The organism is Methylomonas aurea (assembly GCF_024505045.1).
Taxonomy (GTDB): domain Bacteria; phylum Pseudomonadota; class Gammaproteobacteria; order Methylococcales; family Methylomonadaceae; genus Methylomonas; species Methylomonas aurea.
Window position 1 is genome coordinate 1 of sequence record NZ_JANIBM010000057.1, and the last position, 16,978, is coordinate 16,978.

Annotated in this window: 17 protein-coding genes; 13 read left to right on the forward strand and 4 right to left on the reverse strand. The window is 52.1% G+C overall.

Annotated features, from left to right (window positions below):
* Positions 1–61 precede the first annotated feature (61 nt).
* The 3 genes from NP603_RS20985 to NP603_RS22115 all read right to left on the reverse strand — a co-directional run bounded on the left by NP603_RS20985 (position 62) and on the right by NP603_RS22115 (position 2,525).
* Positions 62–514 (reverse strand): DUF934 domain-containing protein, encoded by a 453-nt coding sequence (locus tag NP603_RS20985; protein WP_256612819.1) that lies wholly within the window; start codon positions 512–514, stop codon positions 62–64.
* Positions 501–2,153: a nitrite/sulfite reductase gene (locus NP603_RS20990; protein WP_256612820.1), complete on the reverse strand. Its 1,653-nt coding sequence runs from the start codon at positions 2,151–2,153 to the stop codon at positions 501–503. The genes NP603_RS20985 and NP603_RS20990 overlap by 14 nt, the downstream gene beginning before the upstream one ends.
* A 165-nt stretch (positions 2,154–2,318) precedes the next feature.
* Positions 2,319–2,525, reverse strand: a complete 207-nt coding sequence (locus NP603_RS22115) for a hypothetical protein (RefSeq protein ID WP_371928935.1) — start codon at positions 2,523–2,525, stop codon at positions 2,319–2,321.
* On the opposite strand from NP603_RS22115, the gene nhaD reads away from it, so the two are divergent.
* The 3 genes from nhaD to rpmE all read left to right on the forward strand — a co-directional run bounded on the left by nhaD (position 2,526) and on the right by rpmE (position 5,347).
* On the forward strand, positions 2,526–3,671 hold the full coding sequence (gene nhaD, locus NP603_RS20995) for a sodium:proton antiporter NhaD (protein ID WP_371928936.1): 1,146 nt from the start codon (positions 2,526–2,528) through the stop codon (positions 3,669–3,671).
* 39 nt (positions 3,672–3,710) lie between these two features.
* Complete coding sequence (locus tag NP603_RS21000; protein WP_256612821.1) at positions 3,711–5,051, forward strand: AmpG family muropeptide MFS transporter; 1,341 nt, start codon at positions 3,711–3,713, stop codon at positions 5,049–5,051.
* A 95-nt stretch (positions 5,052–5,146) separates the two neighbouring features.
* Entirely contained in the window at positions 5,147–5,347 is a 201-nt protein-coding gene (gene rpmE, locus NP603_RS21005; protein ID WP_256612822.1) for a 50S ribosomal protein L31, read from the forward strand.
* A 60-nt stretch (positions 5,348–5,407) separates the two neighbouring features.
* Here rpmE and NP603_RS21010 read toward each other — a convergent pair whose 3' ends face one another.
* Positions 5,408–7,723: a penicillin-binding protein 1A gene (locus NP603_RS21010; RefSeq protein ID WP_256612823.1), complete on the reverse strand. Its 2,316-nt coding sequence runs from the start codon at positions 7,721–7,723 to the stop codon at positions 5,408–5,410.
* 242 nt (positions 7,724–7,965) lie between these two features.
* On the opposite strand from NP603_RS21010, the gene NP603_RS21015 reads away from it, so the two are divergent.
* From NP603_RS21015 to xerC, 10 genes are all read left to right on the forward strand, one after another.
* On the forward strand, positions 7,966–9,027 hold the full coding sequence (locus NP603_RS21015) for a pilus assembly protein PilM (RefSeq protein WP_256612824.1): 1,062 nt from the start codon (positions 7,966–7,968) through the stop codon (positions 9,025–9,027).
* Positions 9,027–9,599 (forward strand): PilN domain-containing protein, encoded by a 573-nt coding sequence (locus NP603_RS21020; RefSeq protein WP_256612825.1) that lies wholly within the window; start codon positions 9,027–9,029, stop codon positions 9,597–9,599. The genes NP603_RS21015 and NP603_RS21020 overlap by 1 nt, the downstream gene beginning before the upstream one ends.
* Complete coding sequence (locus NP603_RS21025) at positions 9,596–10,219, forward strand: type IV pilus inner membrane component PilO (protein ID WP_256612826.1); 624 nt, start codon at positions 9,596–9,598, stop codon at positions 10,217–10,219. The genes NP603_RS21020 and NP603_RS21025 overlap by 4 nt, the downstream gene beginning before the upstream one ends.
* Positions 10,219–10,770: a pilus assembly protein PilP gene (locus NP603_RS21030; RefSeq protein WP_256612827.1), complete on the forward strand. Its 552-nt coding sequence runs from the start codon at positions 10,219–10,221 to the stop codon at positions 10,768–10,770. Before NP603_RS21025 ends, NP603_RS21030 begins: the two co-directional genes overlap by 1 nt.
* Positions 10,771–10,773: 3 nt before the next feature.
* Complete coding sequence (locus tag NP603_RS21035; RefSeq protein WP_256612828.1) at positions 10,774–13,023, forward strand: type IV pilus secretin PilQ; 2,250 nt, start codon at positions 10,774–10,776, stop codon at positions 13,021–13,023.
* Between the two features lie 149 nt (positions 13,024–13,172).
* On the forward strand, positions 13,173–13,298 hold the full coding sequence (gene lptM / locus NP603_RS22120) for an LPS translocon maturation chaperone LptM (protein ID WP_371928937.1): 126 nt from the start codon (positions 13,173–13,175) through the stop codon (positions 13,296–13,298).
* A gap of 2 nt (positions 13,299–13,300) precedes the next feature.
* On the forward strand, positions 13,301–14,548 hold the full coding sequence (lysA, locus tag NP603_RS21040) for a diaminopimelate decarboxylase (protein ID WP_256612829.1): 1,248 nt from the start codon (positions 13,301–13,303) through the stop codon (positions 14,546–14,548).
* A 7-nt stretch (positions 14,549–14,555) separates the two neighbouring features.
* The gene (gene dapF, locus NP603_RS21045) at positions 14,556–15,386 is read left to right on the forward strand and encodes a diaminopimelate epimerase (RefSeq protein ID WP_305891509.1); all 831 of its coding nucleotides are present in this window, start codon (positions 14,556–14,558) and stop codon (positions 15,384–15,386) included.
* Positions 15,383–16,072, forward strand: coding sequence for a DUF484 family protein (locus tag NP603_RS21050; RefSeq protein WP_256612830.1), 690 nt, complete (start codon positions 15,383–15,385; stop codon positions 16,070–16,072). The genes dapF and NP603_RS21050 overlap by 4 nt, the downstream gene beginning before the upstream one ends.
* A gap of 4 nt (positions 16,073–16,076) precedes the next feature.
* Positions 16,077–16,978: tyrosine recombinase XerC (gene xerC / locus NP603_RS21055; protein ID WP_256612831.1), on the forward strand; the 902-nt coding region annotated here is incomplete at its 3' end.

A 16,978-nucleotide genomic window follows, 5' to 3' on the forward strand; every position in this document is an offset into this window, starting at 1 on the left:
ACCCCGGTTGGCTTAGCGCCAACCGGGGTTTTTGCTTGTAGGGAAAGGGTGGGTTGTAGCCTTAGTTGGACGACGCTTGGTAGCGCACGGAAAATTGGTTCATGGCGGCCAAAACCAAGTCGGTATTGTTCTGACCGCTCAAGTCGAAGGCGTTGATGCCGACCCTGGATAAATAAAACACCTGATCGGGAAGGTATTGTCCTACGGCACGAATCTCGCCCTGGTAAGCGTCACGGCTACGCAGCAAGCGGGCCACCGAAAACAGGCGGCCGTCACCGAAGATGGGAAAGTTCAATTCGATCAGGTCGATTTTATCCAGCTCCGGGCGAAGCGAGTCGGTTTGGTCCCCCGGAGCCAGACGAACGCCGATTTTGCCGCCCCGCTCGAGCAATCGTTCTTTTTCGCTGAGCCAGCGTAGCAGGCTGACCGTAATGTCGCCCTCGGGCAAAGGGGCGTCGTCTTCGATAAATGTCCAGGTGTTGTCGATTAGCTGTTGGTCTTTAATGATTTGCATAAACTCTTTCCCTAAACGGCTCCAGGCCGACACGTTTTACGGTTTGTAGGAATGCTTCGTCTTCCAGGCGTTGCTGAACGTAAACGTCGAGTATATCGGTCACTGCGGTGGTGATTTGATCCTTGGCAACTGCCGGTCCCAGGCGTTCGCCGATCGCGGCTTCGTTTTCCGATGAGCCGCCCAGCGTAATCTGGTACCACTCTTCGCCGTGCTTGTCGACGCCGAGGATGCCGATATGGCCAACACTTTGGTGTGCGCAGCCGTTCATGCAGCCGGACATGTTGATTTTGATGTCGCCGATGTCGTGGATGTAATCCATGTCGTCCAGTCGGGAATTCAATTCTCGGGCAACGCTAATCGAGCTGGCGTTTGCTAGAGAGCAGAAATCGAGGCCGGGGCAGCAGATGATGTCGGTTACCGTGCCGATGTTCGGTGTGGCCAGCTTGATGGCGTCGAGTTTTTGCCAGACCGTGAAGAGATCGGTTTGTTTGACGTCAGCCAGCACCAGATTTTGGCGATGGCTGCTTCTAACCTCGCCGAAGCTGTATTGGTCGGCTAAATCGGCAATGGCTTCCAGTTGTTCGGCGGTAATGTCGCCGGGCGGTGAGTCTGGAGCCTTCAGTGAGATGTATACTGCTTGGTAGCCGTTCACTTTGTGATCGACTGTGTTGTACTTGACCCACTTGGCAAAATTGAGGTCGCCAGTAAGGTGTTTGGCGAAAGAAGGATCGTTATCGCTGAGAGTCTCATAGGAGGGCGGAGCGAAATGCGCTTTCATTTCTGCTATGCGTTGTTCGCTGAGCACCATGTGGTCGCGAATCCGCTCCCATTCTTGTTCGACCATGGCTTTGAATTTTTCCAAGCCGGTTTCTTTGACCAGAATCTTGATCCGTGCCTTGTATTTGTTATCGCGCCGACCAAACAGATTGTAAATCCGCAATATTGCTTCGAGATAGGAAAGCAAATGTTGTTTTTCCAAGAACGGGCGGATGGTTTGGCCAATAATCGGGGTCCGGCCGAGGCCGCCGCCGACCAGGATTTGATATCCGATTTCTCCGGCGTTGTTTTTGACCAAATAGATGCCGATGTCATGCAACTGCACCGCCGCTCGGTCGTGGGTCGCGCCGCTAACGGCGATCTTGAACTTTCGAGGTAGGAAAGCAAATTCGGGATGCAGTGTTGTCCACTGCCTGATGATTTCGCAGTACGGCCGTGGGTCCTCGATTTCGTCTCTGCAAATGCCGGCCAAATGGTCGGATGTTGTGTTTCGCAGGCAGTTGCCGCTGGTCTGAATGGCGTGCATTTGCACCGTCGCCAGTTCGGCAAGCAGATCGGGAACCCGTTCCAAAGCCGGCCAGTTGTACTGGACGTTCTGCCGGGTTGTGAAATGGCAGTATCCGCGGTCGTAATCGCGGGCCACCGACGCCAGCTTGCGCAGCTGTTTCGACGATAGCAGGCCATACGGTACTGCGACCCTTAGCATGGGTGCATGGGTCTGTACGTACAAGCCGTTCATCAGGCGCAGCGCTCTGAATTGGTCGGCTCCAAGTTCTCCGGTCAGAAAGCGCTGAGTTTGGCCGCGAAACTCTTTGACGCGCTCTTCAATAAGTGTTTGATCTTGCTCGTTATATTGATACATTTAGCGTTGGTGCGTGGTTTACTGACTATTTTGCTAGGTATCTGAATAATATAACGGACGGGATTAAATGACAAAGAATATTGTATGGTGATAACATGCCCGGTTAGTTTTTTTGCTTTTCATAACGACTAAATATAGAGGATAAAGGGGGCTATCTTGTTACGCTTATTGTTGATTTTGGCCGGGCTGCTGTTTGTGCCGCAAATGGCCATGGCCGAAGAGTTTCATAATCTCGGTCTGACCGGAACCGAGCGGGGGATCTATACCGTTCTGATCTTTTTGGTGGCTTACGGCTTTGTCATGGCCGAGGAGTTCACCCATTTGCGTAAGTCCAAGCCGGTCATTTTTGCGGCGGCAGTGATCTGGGCGCATGTGGCGATTCTGGCCAGAGATGCCGGTGTTTCCGGTGAGGAATTGCATAAAGCGTTTGAGCACGATTTGAAAGAATACGCCGAACTGATGCTGTTTTTGTTGGTGGCGATGACTTATATCAATACCATGGCGGAACGTAATGTATTTGAGGCGTTGCGCTCCTGGTTGATTCGGAAGCAATTCGGTTACAAGCAGTTGTTCTGGATCACCGGCATCATCACCTTTTTCTTGTCTTCAGTCGCTGACAATCTGACTTCGGCTTTATTGGTTGGCGCCGTGGTTATGGCGGTCGGTGCGGACAACGAGAAATTCGTTTCCATCGGTTTCGTAAACCTCGTTATCGCTGCCAACGCCGGCGGAGCGTTTTGTCCGTTCGGCGACATTACCACGTTGATGGTGTGGCAAGCTGGTTATGCTGAGTTTTTCGACTTCTTCAAGCTGTTTATCCCGTCGGTAGTGAATTTTGTCGTGCCGGCGTTCTTTATGTCGCAAGCGATTCCAAACGGCCAGCCTGAAGCGACCAACGAAGCAGTCGTAGAATTGAAACCTGGTGGTTGGGTGGTCTGTGGCTTGTTCGCGGTTACCATCGGTTTAGCCGTAAGCTTCAAACAGTTTCTGCATTTGCCGCCTTTCATGGGCATGATGGCAGGCTTATCGATTTTGATGTTGTTCATTTATTACATCAAAGTTAGCTTCCCCTCGGCCGATGAAGTGCGTCTTGATGTATTTGACCGTGTCAAAGAAGCGGAATGGGATACGCTGTTGTTCTTCTTCGGCGTGGTATTTGCGGTCGGCGGTTTGGGTTATATCGGTTATCTGGAATTGCTGTCGGCGGCAATGTATGACGGTTTGGGTCAAACAACGGCCAACATCTTGGTTGGTATCATTTCTGCGGTAGTTGATAACATTCCGGTGATGTTTGCGGTATTGAATATGAATTTGGATATGGATCTATACCAATGGTTGTTGGTCACGCTGACGGCTGGTGTTGGTGGCTCCCTATTCTCGGTCGGTTCGGCTGCAGGTGTGGCGTTGATGGGGCAATCAAACCACAAATATACGTTCTTCAGCCACTTGAAATGGACGCCGGTTATTGCGGCTGGCTATGCAGCCAGTATCGTGACGCATTATTTAATCAACGGTTGAGTTTAGGCTCTATCTAGAGTGCGTTATTAGAGAAAGCGTGTGGCGGAAACTGTAAGCAGTTGGCGCAACGCTTTCTCTATATATACCCGGTCGCGCGTGCTGGGTATGATTTTTCTCGGCTTCTCAGCCGGTCTGCCATTCTCATTGACTTCATCGACATTATCCGCCTGGTTGGCTGACGAGGATGTATCTCTTTCCGTAATCGGCTATTTCAGTTTGGTCGGCGTTGCTTATTCAGTAAAAGTTTTGTGGGCCCCGGTGGTCGACCGCTTAGCTTTTCCGCTGTTGTGCCGGTTGTTAGGTAAGCGGCGGGGCTGGATGTTGGGCGCCCAAATCGGCGTGGCGCTGGGCTTGTTTGCGATGAGCGAACTGGACCTCCATCACCAACTTTCGCAAATGGCTTGGCTGGCGGTTTGGGTGGCGTTCTGCTCCGCAACTCAGGATGTCGCAATCGATGCGTATCGGATTGAAATTGTAGCTCCAGAGATTCAGGGCGCGATGGCAGCGATGTATGTATTCGGCTATCGCCTTTCTTTGTTGCTTGCCGGGGCCGGGGTGTTTTATGTCGCGGAATACCAGAATTGGTCTGTGGCGTATCAGGGAATGGCGTTGGCGATGTCGGTGGGCATGGTTGCTACTTTGCTGGCGCCGGAGCCGCACCGCGTGGCCGATGAGCGGGTAGGGCAGATCGAACAAAGTGTAGAAGTTGCGTTTGGCTTGTCCGAGTCCCGCTCCTTGCCGGCTAGATTGTTGCGTTGGTTTTCCGACGCCGTTGTCAGTCCGTTTGTCGAGTTTTTCCAGCGCAATGCCAATAACGCAGTGCGGATTTTGCTGCTGATCGCCCTCTACAAGATGAGCGATATCGCGATGGGGGTCATGGCGAATCCGTTTTATTTGGCGTTGGGGTTCAGCAAAAAAGATATCGCTGACGTCACCAAAGTATTCGGTTTTTTCATGACTATAGCCGGTACCTCGATCGGCGGTGTACTGGTGGCGCGGTTTGGGATTATGCGGCCGTTGCTGTTCGGCGCGGTAATCGTCGCCGCGACCAATTTGCTGTTTGCCGCTTTGGCCTTGGCTAAACCGGATATTGTGTTGTTGGCCGGAGTGATCAGCGCTGACAATTTAAGCGGCGGCATCGCTTCGGCTGCATTCATTGCCTATTTGTCGGGGCTGACGAATTCCGCATACACGGCAACTCAATATGCGCTGTTTAGTTCTTTGATGACTTTGCCGGCTAAGTTGATCGGAAGTATTTCCGGGGATTTGGTCGCCGAGTTTGGTTATGCCGCTTTTTTCTCGTACTCGGCCGTTATCGGTCTTCCGGCAATTGCTTTGGTGATATTGCTGATGCGATCCAGTTCGTCCAGTCAAAATTAGCCGCCAAGTACCTTCGGCTTGCGGAACTGCCAGCTAAATCGTATCATAAGCAGTTCTCTATCAAGTATGTGTCCCGAAAAGGGTATGTGAGCGCTATGAAACCAGAAATTCATCCACAATATAAACAAATCACCGTGACATGCGGTTGCGGCAATACTTTCCAAACGGGTTCCGTGTTGGCTTCCGATTTGCACATTGAAGTATGTTCCTCGTGCCATCCGTTTTATACCGGTAAGCAACGCGTAGTCGATACTTCCGGTCGCGTGGATAAATTCCGCAAAAAATTCGGAAAATAATATTCTTTCCGGCTTGCGCTCGGCCGCCAAATCTTTGGCGGCTTTGAGTGTCGGCCAGTGTCAAAACAAGCCTTCCTCGTTAAATTCCTCTTCCAGGCTTTCTTCCGGTTGCAATGGTGTCGACATAGCTGTCGGTACCGTTTCTTCAGTAAAGTATTCCCAGATGCCGCCTTTTTCGTTTGGGTCGAGGCGAAGACCGTCGCGCGGGTTGATATAGGCCTGCACGATGCCGTTGGGTTCGGATTCCGGTTTTTCAGGAAAATGGTGTTGAACCGCGCGGATGAATTTAATCCACATCGGCAATGCGACTTTCCCGCCGGTTTCGCCGTGGCCTAGCGGTAGCGAGTTGTCGTAACCGATCCAGGCTGAGGCGACGATGCCGCTGGCAAAGCCGTTGAACCACGCATCTCTCTGGTCGTTGGTGGTGCCGGTTTTCCCGGCTAGGTCGTTTCTGCCAAGTTGTTTGGCTTGGGTCGCCGTGCCGCGCTGGACTACGTCGCGTAATAAACTGTTTATCAAGAAATTAGTTTTTGCCGAGATCGCTCGTGGTGCCGTGGGGCTTTGCGGATTGTTGGTTTCGTTGCACTCAGCACATGCTGTCGCTGGCTGGGCTTGAAACAGAACTATGCCATCGTTGTTTTCGATGCGCTCGATCAGGTAAGGCGTTACCAAAAAACCACCATTGGCGAAAACCGCGTAGGCGGCCGCCATTCTTAGTGGTGAGGCGTGGCCGCTGCCCAGGGCAAGCGATAATGTGCTTGGCAATTGGTCTTTATCGAATCCAAAGCGTTTCGCTGTGTCGATAGCGTGGGGGATACCGATTTCCTGTAATACACGGATCGACACCAGGTTTATTGACTCCCGTAGCGCGACCCGCAATGGCGTTGGGCCGAGATAACGGCGGTTGTAGTTTTCCGGCCGCCAATCGTTTTCTTGCGAAGGGTCTTCGATTACGATTGGAGCGTCGTTAATGATGCTGGCCGGCGTAAATCCTTTTTCTATTGCCGCGGTGTAAATGATCGGCTTAAATCCGGAGCCGGGCTGGCGCTTGGATTGCGTGGCGCGATTGTATTTGCTGTGGTAGAAATCGAAACCGCCCGAGAGTGCCAAAATGGCGCCGTTGTTCGGATTCAATGCTGCAAATGCGCCTTCTACTTCCGGTACTTGGGTTAGTGCCCAGTCGCCGTTCTCGAGTTGCCTGACCCAAATCATATCGCCGGCTTGCAGTGGCGGCCGATGAGCGTTGCCGCGCCTCGTCCAGTCGAAATTGTGGCGGTCTATCCGGATCTGGCTGCCGTTATGTAATGTTGCGGTAATGCCGAATTCGCTGACGTCGTTGATTTGAGCCTGGCGGCAGTCGCCGATAACGCTACCAGTCAACCTGGTGCCGTCCTTGCCGGTGTTTTTGAACGAAGGGCCGCGGTATCCGTGGCGCTCGTCGTATTCATGTACAGCTTCCTGGAGTGCGCGGTCGGCAGCGCGCTGAAATTCGCTAGGTACGGTCGTATAAACCTTGAGTCCCTGCGTAAAGGCTGAATCGCCGAATTGCGCCATGATTTCCTGTCTGGCCATTTCGGCGACATAAGGCGCTTCGAATTCGATGTTCACCGGTTGTAACGCCGCGTCGTCGATCGCATCGTGTGCGGATCGATAAGTGTTTTCGTCTATGTATTTTAGTTCCAACATGCGCCGTAGCACGTAATTGCGCCGTTGCAGCGCCCGCTCGGGATTGGTGATCGGGTTGTACATGGATGGGGCCTTGGGCAGGCCGGCGATCATGGCTTGTTGGGGAAGGCTTAATTCGGCGAGATCCTTCCCGTAGTAAGTTTGTGCGGCCGCTGCCAGTCCGTAAGCGCGTTGCCCCATATAAATCTTGTTTAGATACAGTTCGAGGATCTGATCCTTGGAGTAGCGGCGTTCGATCTTTAGGGCCAGAACGATTTCTTTGAGCTTGCGCAAATAGGTCTTCTCATTGCTCAGCAAAAAGTTGCGCGCAACCTGCATCGTGATAGTGCTGCCGCCTTGACGTTTTTTTCCTGTCAACACAAGTTGGGTAGCTGCTCTGGCCAAACCGGTCGGGTCGATGCCGATATGGGTAAAAAAACTGTCGTCTTCTGCCGCGATAAAGGCTTTGATTTGTTGACTGGGGACTTTGCCGATGGTTAGCGGAACTCGCCGTTTTTCGCCGAATTGGCCTATCAACAAGTTGTCCTGGCTATAGATGCTGAAAGGCATCTGGTATTGCACATTTTGCAATTGCTCGATGTCGGGCAGCTCCTTGTCGAGTTCGATAAAGAAAAAATAACTCGCCAGGGCGAACGTGGCAAAAAATGCAATAACGAAAAATGCTAGCCACTTGATCAGCGACTTTAGCAAAGAGCCTGATTTCGGAGCTTTTTTAATCGGCACAGGAGTAAAAATGCGCTAGGGAATTTCCAACTATCGGTTCAGGAAATTCCTGTACATGGTCCCGATAAGCTAAAGTTACTTATAAAGTGGTTCATCTAACAGGATGAAAATAAAAAAACCATCTATACTTGCCACGTAGAGCTTCTGCGAGCCTCGGTTGTGCTGTGCGAGCTAAGTTTAGTCTTTTATGATTCAAAAAGGGTTTGTTCATGAGCTGGTTCAGCAGGAATCCGTCGGCCGTGTTGGGTGTGGACATCAGTACTGCGGCGGTAAAGTTGTTGGAGCTAAGTCGGGCAGGTGCGCGGTACAAGGTAGAAAGTTACGCCGTAGTGCCGCTACCCCAGGATGCCATCGTCGACAAGAATATCACTAATGTCGAACAAATTGGCGGAGCGATCAAGGCTGCGGTCAAACAATCCGGCACCAAAGCCAAACATGCCAGCGTTGCCGTCGCTGGCTCGTCGGTGATGACGAAGATCATATCGATGCCGGCATCGTTGACCGATGCCGAGATGGAAGAACAGATTATGGTCGAAGCTGACCAGTACATTCCTTATTCGCTCGACGAGGTGAATTTGGATTTCGAGGTGCAAGGCGTGACCAAGAGTAATCCGGACATGGTCGATGTTTTACTCGCCGCTTCCCGGCGGGAAAATATCGAAGACCGTGTCGCGGCCTTGGCCTACGCCGGACTGAAGACCGTGGTGGTCGATGTCGAGGCGTTTGCCATGGAGAATGCATTTTCGCTATTGGTGGATCAGCTGCCGGAAGGGACCGGCGACATGACCGTGGCGATCGCCGATATCGGCGCCACGATGACCTCGCTGAACATATTGCATGCCGGGAAGACGGTTTATACCCGTGAGCAGGGATTCGGCGGCAAACAATTGACCGAGGAAATTCAACGCCGCTACGGGCTTTCCTATGAAGAGGCGGGGTTAGCCAAGAAACACGGCGGCTTGCCCGACAACTACGCGGCCGATGTACTGGAGCCGTTTAAAAAAGCCATGTTGCAGCAAATCGCCAGATCATTGCAGTTTTTCGTTTCGTCCAGTGCCAATCGCGGCGTGGATGCGTTAATTCTTGCCGGCGGTTGCGCTTCTATCGCGGGTTTGGACAAATTGGTCGAGCGAGATTTGGGAATCCCTTCTTATATAGCCAATCCGTTCATCAATATGGCGCTGTCCAATCGGGTCAAGCCGCAAAGTCTCAGTAACGATACGCCGGCGATGATGATCGCTTGCGGCTTGGCGTTAAGGAGTTTCGACTAATGGCCAGAATTAATTTACTGCCTTGGCGAGAGGAACTCAGAAAACGGCGGCAACAGGAATTCGTCGCCGGTATTGGCGCAGGGATATTGGCTACTGCGTTAATTCTCGTCGCGGTTTATATGTATATAGAGGGTCTCAAGGAATACCAGACCTTGCGCAACACGATGCTGCAAAACGAAATTGCCGTTCTTGATAAGCGGATTCAGGAAATCAAAGAGATCGAAGATAAGAAAAACAAGCTGTTGACCAAGATCGAAGTCATTCAAAAATTGCAGGAAAGCCGGCCGGAAATTGTTCACCTGTTCGAAGAGTTGGCCAAAACCACTCCTGAAGGGGTTTATCTGACCAAATTTGTCCAAGCGGGATCGCTGTTGACGCTGGACGGTAAGGCGGAGTCCAACGCCAGGGTCTCGGCTTATATGCGGGCGATAGACGGTTCGCAGTGGTTGAACAGCTCGGTACTTACCGTGATTCGCGGCGAAGGTAAAAAAAGCGGCACGATGAACGATTTTACGCTGACGGCCAAACAGGGCAGGAAAGCCGATAAAGTTCAGGGAGGGGCTGCTAAATGAATCTGTCGGAAGTCAATTGGGACATCAATGCTGCGGGTAGCTGGCCGACGCCGCTGAAAATTATCGTCATCGTTATTTTTGCGTTATTGACCGGTGCCGCAGGCGTCTATTTTGTAACGATTCCGCAACTGGACGAATTGGAGGCTCTGGAAAAACAGGAAGTCAGTTTGAAAAGTGCTTTCGAAGTCAAACAGAAGAAAGCGATCAATTTGCAGGATTACCGCGATCAATTGGAGCAGATAGAGGCTTCGTTGGGCGATATGTTGAAACAGATGCCGACCAAAGCCGAAGTGGCCAGTTTGTTGGTCGATATTTCCCAGACCGGGCTTGCTAGCGGTTTGGAGTTTAAATTGTTCCAACCCGGCGCTGAGATCAATCGGGAGTTTTATTCTGAATTGCCGATCAGTATCCAGGTTATCGGCAAGTACGAGGAACTGGGTTTGTTTGTTAGCGGGCTGGCTTCTTTGCCCCGTATCGTTACGGTACACGACGTGCAAATTACCCCGCTGGGTAAAGACGGTAAAGACGGGATGAGTATGTCGGCGACCATCAAAACCTATAACGAAGGCGAGTCTGCGCAAGCCGGTGCGGCGGCTGCGAAAAAACGGAGAGGTCAGTGATGGGCGTTGCATGCAGAATTGCTTCGGCTCCGGCGTGTTTGGTGGTGTTGCTGTTGCTGGCTGGCTGCGGTGGCGACGATGTCAGCGACCTGAATAAATATATTCAGGAAGTCAAGGCGCGGCCCAAGGCTCAGATAGAGCCATTGCCGGAAATCAAGGTCGTCGAGTCGTTTATTTTCAAGCCGGACGGTTTGCGCGACCCGTTCCGGCCGAGCGAGAGGGCCAACGAAGACAGTAACGTCGACGTATCCGGAGTGAGCGGCATTCATCCCGATACCGAACGCCGGAAGGAAGAGTTGGAGGCTTATCCGTTGGATACCTTACGTATGGTGGGTACTCTGCGCAACGAGAAGGGGCTCTGGGGATTGGTCAGGGCGAATGACGGGACCATACACCGGGTGCAAGTGGGTAACCACATGGGGCAAAACTACGGCAAAATTTTGCGTATTCTCGACGACAGGATAGAGCTGATGGAAATCGTTCCGGATAAACCGGGTACCTGGCGCGAACAGCAGTCTGCGTTGGCGATGGCCGATGACAAAGGGTTATAAACAATGAGCATTGAACTACATAGTAACGTAAGGATGGGATTGGGACGGTTGGCGAGCCAACAATGGCTGCTGTTGCTGCTGTTGTGGCTGGTCGGTTTATCGGTACGGGCCGAAGAAGCGGCAATCACTAATTTGGAGTTTTCGTCTCTGGCCGGGAACCAAGTCCAAATTCAGTTGGAAACCAGTGGCGGATTGGTTGAGCCGAAAATTTTTCAAACCGATAACCCGTCCCGAATTGCGTTGGATTTTGCCGGAGTCAAAAGCAATCTGGCGAAAAAAAGTTTTCCGATCAATCAAGGTGCCGCCGGCACCGTCTACGTGGTGGAGGCATCGGGCCGCACTCGGGTCATTATCAACCTGATCGAGAAGGTTCCCTATGAAACCCGGGTAGAAGGCGATAAGTATTATGTGATTTTAAAATCGGCCGGCACGGTTGCCGCCGTCAATACGACAGTGCAACAAACGCCCTCTGCAGTCAAAAGTTCGGCCATTAGCAAGTTTTTGCCGGAGCAAAACATCAAGAGTATCGATTTCAGGCGTGGGCCGAACGGAGAAGGACGGCTGCTGCTGGGTTTGTCGGCCGCCAATACCGTGGTGGATACCAAGCAGAGCGGCGGTAAAGTGGTATTGAATTTTTTGAATACCCGTTTGCCGGAGTCCTTGGTCAAGAACTTCGACGTATCGGATTTCGCTACGCCCGTGCAAAGAATCGAGGCGGTGCCGAAAGGCGATAGCGTCAACATCACGATAACGCCGAGCAACGGCAATTACGATTATTCTTCGTATCAGGCGGATAACTTGTTAACGGTGGAATTCAGGCCGCTGACGCCGGCGGAAAAGGAAGCACAGCAAAAGGAAAAGTTTCCGTATGTCGGCAACAAGCTGTCTTTGAATTTTCAGGATATCGAGGTTCGTTCGGTGTTGCAGATTCTGGCCGATTTTACCGAGCTGAACATCATCGCCGCCGACTCGGTGGCCGGTAACGTCACGCTACGCCTGAACGACGTGCCTTGGGACCAGGCTTTGGAGTTGATACTAAAAGCCAAAGGCTTGGCGAAGCGGCAAAACGGTAACGTGGTGATGGTGGCGCCGGTGGCCGAGATCATGAAAATCGAGCAGGAAGAATTGGACTCGAAGAAAATCTTCGAAGAGCTCGAGCCGCTGAAAACCGAAAACATCCAGATCAACTACGCCAAAGCCTCCGAAATATGCGGTGTGTTAATGGGCATAGGCAATAACTCCCAAGGCGGACAGTCAGGTGCCGGCGGTGCTAGTGGCGGTGCCGGCGGCTGCGGCGGCGGGCCGACTTCCAGCCCATCCGGATTGGGTGCCGGTGGCCAAGCCGGAGGATTAGGTGGGGCGGCGAGCATGAGATTGTTGTCGCCGCGAGGCACAGCGATAGTCGATGCGCGGACCAATACCCTGATTATCAAGGACACGGCGAAAGCGATGGAAGACGTGCGCAAGATGATCAAATTGTTGGATGTACCGGTTCGGCAAGTATTGATCGAGTCGCGGATCGTGATCGCCGATACGTCTTTTGCTCAGAACTTGGGTACTAAATTCGGTGTAGCTCATAAGACCGACGTCAACGGCGGTACCCAATACGGTATGACCGGTACCGGCGTGGATACCAGCGAAAACTCGCAAATATTGGCGGATTTGGGATCGGCGTTGGCTGCTTCCAGCGGCGGTTCGTTGGCTTTGACTTTGGCAAGGGGCGCCGATTATTTGTTGAATTTGGAAATCAATGCGTTGCAAGACGATGGTAAGGGCGAATTGGTGTCTAACCCGCGCGTAATGACCAGTGACCGGGTTCAGGCTTCGATCAAACAGGGTGTACAGATTCCTTACCAAACCCAAAGCCAGGCAACCGGACCGGTCACACAGTTGGTCGACGCGGTGTTGGAATTGAACGTGACTCCGCAAATCACGCCAAGCGGCAGCGTGATTATGCAGTTGGACATCAAAAAGGATTCGCCGGGCACGCCGTTGGCGACGGGGGGCAATGCCACGGTGCCGATCGATACCCGGCAATTGAAAACCAAGGTGCAGGTCGAGGATGGCGAGACTGTGGTTTTGGGCGGGATCTATGAGTCCACGGTGCAGGATTCGTATAACACAGTGCCTTGGGTATCGGATCTGCCGGTTATAGGCTGGATGTTCAAAAAGAGTATAAAAACTGACAACAAGAAGGAGCTATTGGTGTTCATCACGCCTAAGATTGTCAAAGAATCGTTGAGCGCAAAATAATTTCGCGTCTGATCGAGATATTGTTGGATAAAAGGGGCGTCAGCCCCTTTTTTCTTGACTTGGCCGGTTACGCCGGTGGTGTGTCTCGTTCTTTCGGTTTGCTGGCTATGGTATATTCCGCCGACCAACGTAACCCGTATCGTTTACCCATGCCAACCCAAAGACTGCTTACTTTGATTTTATGGTGTCTGCTATTGCAGGCCTGCGGCCAAACCGGGCCTTTATACATGCCGGATAGTCGGCCACCGATTTATGTCCCCAAACAAGAAAAATAGATATGGATTTTTTTAACTACCGGCAACAGGCTTTGTTTGCCGAAGACGTAGCGGCCGCCAATATCGCCGCTGATTACGGCACACCCTGTTATGTCTATTCGCGTGCCGCTTTGGAGCAACATTGGCAAGCCTTCGATCGGGCTTTCGGCTCGCGTCCGCATTTGATTTGTTACGCCGTAAAGGCCAACTCCAACATCGCTCTGCTGAATCTGCTGGCTCGCTTGGGTTCGGGGTTCGATATCGTGTCGCTCGGCGAGATGCAGCGGGTCCTGGCGGCTGGCGGGCGTCCTGGAGATATCGTATTTTCCGGCGTAGGTAAGCGAGCAGATGAAATTCTGGTGGCGCTGAAAGCCGGCATTCGCTGTTTTAATGTCGAAGTCAGCGGTGAGTTGGGCCGTATCAACGAGTTGGCCGGGCAATTGGGAGTGTTCGCGCCGGTATCTTTCCGGGTTAATCCCGATGTCGATGCCAAAACTCATCCTTACATCTCTACCGGCTTGAAGGAAAATAAATTCGGTATCGACATCGATAGCGCCATTCACGAATATCGGCGTGCGGCGGCGATGCCGAATATCAAAGTGGTTGGAATCGATTGTCACATAGGTTCGCAGTTGACCGGAATCAATCCGTTTCTGGATGCATTGGATAGAGTGTTGGCATTGGTGGATGTATTGGCGGCGGAAGGAATCAAACTGCACCATCTGGATTTAGGCGGCGGTTTGGGGATTAGATATCGCGACGAGCTTCCACCTTCGCCGGAAGAATACGTGGGAGCGTTGCTGCAGCGCTTGGGCGGTCGTGATTTCGAAATTTTGTTGGAACCGGGCAGGGCGATTGTCGGCAACGCCGGTATTTTGCTGACCAAAGTCGAATATCTGAAGCCAACCGCCAATAAAAATTTTGCGATAGTCGATGCGGCGATGAACGACCTGCTTCGGCCGGCGCTTTATAGCGCTTGGCAGGACATCGTGCCGGTGGAGTTGGAAAACTCCGGGCCGGAGCTGGAGTGGGACGTCGTCGGTCCTGTTTGCGAAACCGGCGACTTTTTGGGTAAAGGCCGTTTATTGAAGTTGGCTCCCGGCGATTTGTTGGCAGTGCGCTCTGCCGGGGCATATGGATTTTCGATGAGTTCCAATTACAATTCCAGGCCGCGGGCGGCCGAGGTGATGGTCGACGGTAGCAGTTGCCATTTAGTCCGGGAGCGGGAAACCGTTGAGCAATTGTGGGCCGGCGAACGGTTGTTGCCATAGGAAGTTTATGGAGATTCGTTTTACCAAAATGCATGGTTTGGGTAACGATTTCATCGTCATTGACGCCGTTTCGCAGCAGGTGGACCTGAACGCAGGGCAAGTGCGCTTCCTCGCTGATCGCCATTTCGGCGTGGGATGCGACCAATTGTTGTTGGTGGAGAAGCCGATTAGCGCAAATGCGGATTTCAAATATCGTATTTTTAATTCCGATGGCGGCGAAGTGTCGCAATGCGGTAACGGCGCTAGGTGTTTTGCCCGCTTTGTGCGTGATAAGCAGTTGTGCGATAAGGAGGAAATTGTCGTCGATACCGATGCAGGGCAGCTAGTGCTCGGTATCGGGCAGGACGGGATGGTGAGGGTCAATATGGGGGTGCCTCGGCACGATCCCGCACAAATTCCGCTAAATGCGCCAAGTCAGTTGCCTATTTACCATGTGGTTGTCGATGGCGAATCGATTGCATTTGTTGCGGTTTCTATGGGCAATCCGCATGCGGTGCTGATCGTCGACGACGTTGAGCAAGCGCCGGTGGCAAGCTTAGGGCGACGGTTGGAAAGTCATGAGGTTTTTCCGCAGCGGGCGAATATCGGCTTTATGCAAGTTGTCGATCGTTCCCGAATTAAATTACGGGTCTATGAAAGGGGGGCGGCGGAAACTTTAGCTTGCGGCAGCGGTGCCTGTGCGGCGGTAGTCGCGGGTATCGAACAGGGGTTGTTGGATAGCAAGGTCAATGTGTGTTTGCCGGGGGGGGCGTTGCAGATCGATTGGTCAGGCAGAGGGTTTCCGGTGTTGATGACCGGTCCAGCCGTTACGGTGTTTGAGGGGTGGATAAGATTATGATTGACGAGCAGCAAACAGAGGTTACGGATGCGTTGGTGGTCGATTATTTAAGGCTTCATCCGGATTTTTTCCACCACCATCTCGATTTGCTGGAACAAATGCATATTCCGCATCCTAGCGGCAATGCAATTTCGTTGATATCCAAGCAGCTGGAAATCTTCAGGTCCAAGCATCAAGAACAGCAGAATCAGTTGAACGCGTTGATAGATATCGCTCGGGAAAACGATGCTTCGTTCAATCGTATGCATGAGTTGACGCTGGCGATGTTGGAAGCTAATTCTCTGGAAGATGCGGTCGCCAATTTGAGCGAGGTTCTGTCGGAGTGCTTTCTGACCGATTTCGTCGGAATCAAAATCGTCAGGGACGGGGGCTATTCGCCAATCAGCAATTTGTTCGTCACGGCGGATGAACCGAATTTAAAGCATTTTGCAAATGAGTTGGCGACCAATCAACCTAAATGTGGACGTCCGACATTGGCGCAAGCAGCTTTCTTATTTGGCGATGCGGCCGTGGAGGTTAAGTCATGTGCAATCATCCCGATGGTGTTTACCCAATTGGAAGGTATATTGGCGATTGGCAGCCGCGATGAAGGTCGTTTTCACTACAGCATGGGAAGCGTGTTTTTGACTCAGATGAGTGAGATCATCGGGACCCGCTTGATTTCGTTGCTACAGCAATTGGACTAACGCTGTGCTTGGTGTCGAGGATGAAACCGTCAACCTGTTTTTGCGCTATTTACGCGAAGAAAAAAGAGTTTCGGAGCATACCGTCATCAGTTACCAACGGGATTTGGTGCGGTTTGCCGAATTTTGCAAATCTAAGAACATTTTGGATTGGTCTGCGGTGCTGGCTGCCGATGTTCGGCAATATGTTGCCGCGAGGCATAAGCAGCGAATCAGCAGTAAGACCATTTGCCGCGATCTGGCGGCGTTGCGTAGTTTTTACCGCTTTTTATTGAAAAATAATCTGGTCGCCGCTAATCCGGCATTGCATGTTAAGCCGCCAAAAGCCCCCAAACGATTGCCGAAGGTATTAGATGTCGATCAGATGGCTGGAATATTGGACGCTGAAGCAGACTCCGCTCTGGAGTTGCGAGACCTTGCTATGTTCGAGCTGTTTTATTCGTCCGGGCTCAGGTTGAGCGAGTTGGTAATGCTAGATGCCGCCGACCTTGATTTCGCCGAGGGCTTTGTTACAGTGCGATTCGGCAAAGGCGGCAAACAAAGACAGGTGCCATTGGGTTCTAAAGCCGTTGTCGCTATTAGGTCATGGCTAGGCGTGAGGCCAGGTTTATCGTCGGCAGCACTGTTCACATCTAATTTGGGTCGAAGGTTGTCTCAGCGAACTGTTCAGTTGCGGCTGAACCGGTGGGTTGCCAAATTGGGTTTGGATGAGCATGTTCATCCGCATATGCTGCGGCATTCCTTTGCGAGCCATCTGCTGGAATCCAGCCAGGATATTCGAGCTGTGCAGGAATTGTTGGGTCATAGTAGCGTTGCGACAACCCAAATTTACACGCATTTGGATTTCCAGCATTTGGCCAAAGTCTACGATAATGCACATCCCCGTTCCCGGAAGTCTCGAGAGAGTGA

Bases quoted from the DNA above. Each gene is read 5' to 3' on its own strand.
- NP603_RS20985 (WP_256612819.1), bottom strand. From the start codon at position 514: ATGCAAATCATTAAAGACCAACAGCTAATCGACAACACCTGGACATTT.
- NP603_RS20990 (WP_256612820.1), bottom strand. From the start codon at position 2,153: ATGTATCAATATAACGAGCAAGATCAAACACTTATTGAAGAGCGCGTC.
- NP603_RS22115 (WP_371928935.1), bottom strand. From the start codon at position 2,525: ATGCGCCCAGATCACTGCCGCCGCAAAAATGACCGGCTTGGACTTACG.
- rpmE (WP_256612822.1), top strand. From the start codon at position 5,147: ATGAAACCAGAAATTCATCCACAATATAAACAAATCACCGTGACATGC.
- NP603_RS21015 (WP_256612824.1), top strand. From the start codon at position 7,966: ATGAGCTGGTTCAGCAGGAATCCGTCGGCCGTGTTGGGTGTGGACATC.
- NP603_RS21020 (WP_256612825.1), top strand. From the start codon at position 9,027: ATGGCCAGAATTAATTTACTGCCTTGGCGAGAGGAACTCAGAAAACGG.
- NP603_RS21025 (WP_256612826.1), top strand. From the start codon at position 9,596: ATGAATCTGTCGGAAGTCAATTGGGACATCAATGCTGCGGGTAGCTGG.
- NP603_RS21030 (WP_256612827.1), top strand. From the start codon at position 10,219: ATGGGCGTTGCATGCAGAATTGCTTCGGCTCCGGCGTGTTTGGTGGTG.
- NP603_RS21035 (WP_256612828.1), top strand. From the start codon at position 10,774: ATGAGCATTGAACTACATAGTAACGTAAGGATGGGATTGGGACGGTTG.
- lptM (WP_371928937.1), top strand. From the start codon at position 13,173: ATGCCAACCCAAAGACTGCTTACTTTGATTTTATGGTGTCTGCTATTG.
- lysA (WP_256612829.1), top strand. From the start codon at position 13,301: ATGGATTTTTTTAACTACCGGCAACAGGCTTTGTTTGCCGAAGACGTA.
- dapF (WP_305891509.1), top strand. From the start codon at position 14,556: ATGGAGATTCGTTTTACCAAAATGCATGGTTTGGGTAACGATTTCATC.
- NP603_RS21050 (WP_256612830.1), top strand. From the start codon at position 15,383: ATGATTGACGAGCAGCAAACAGAGGTTACGGATGCGTTGGTGGTCGAT.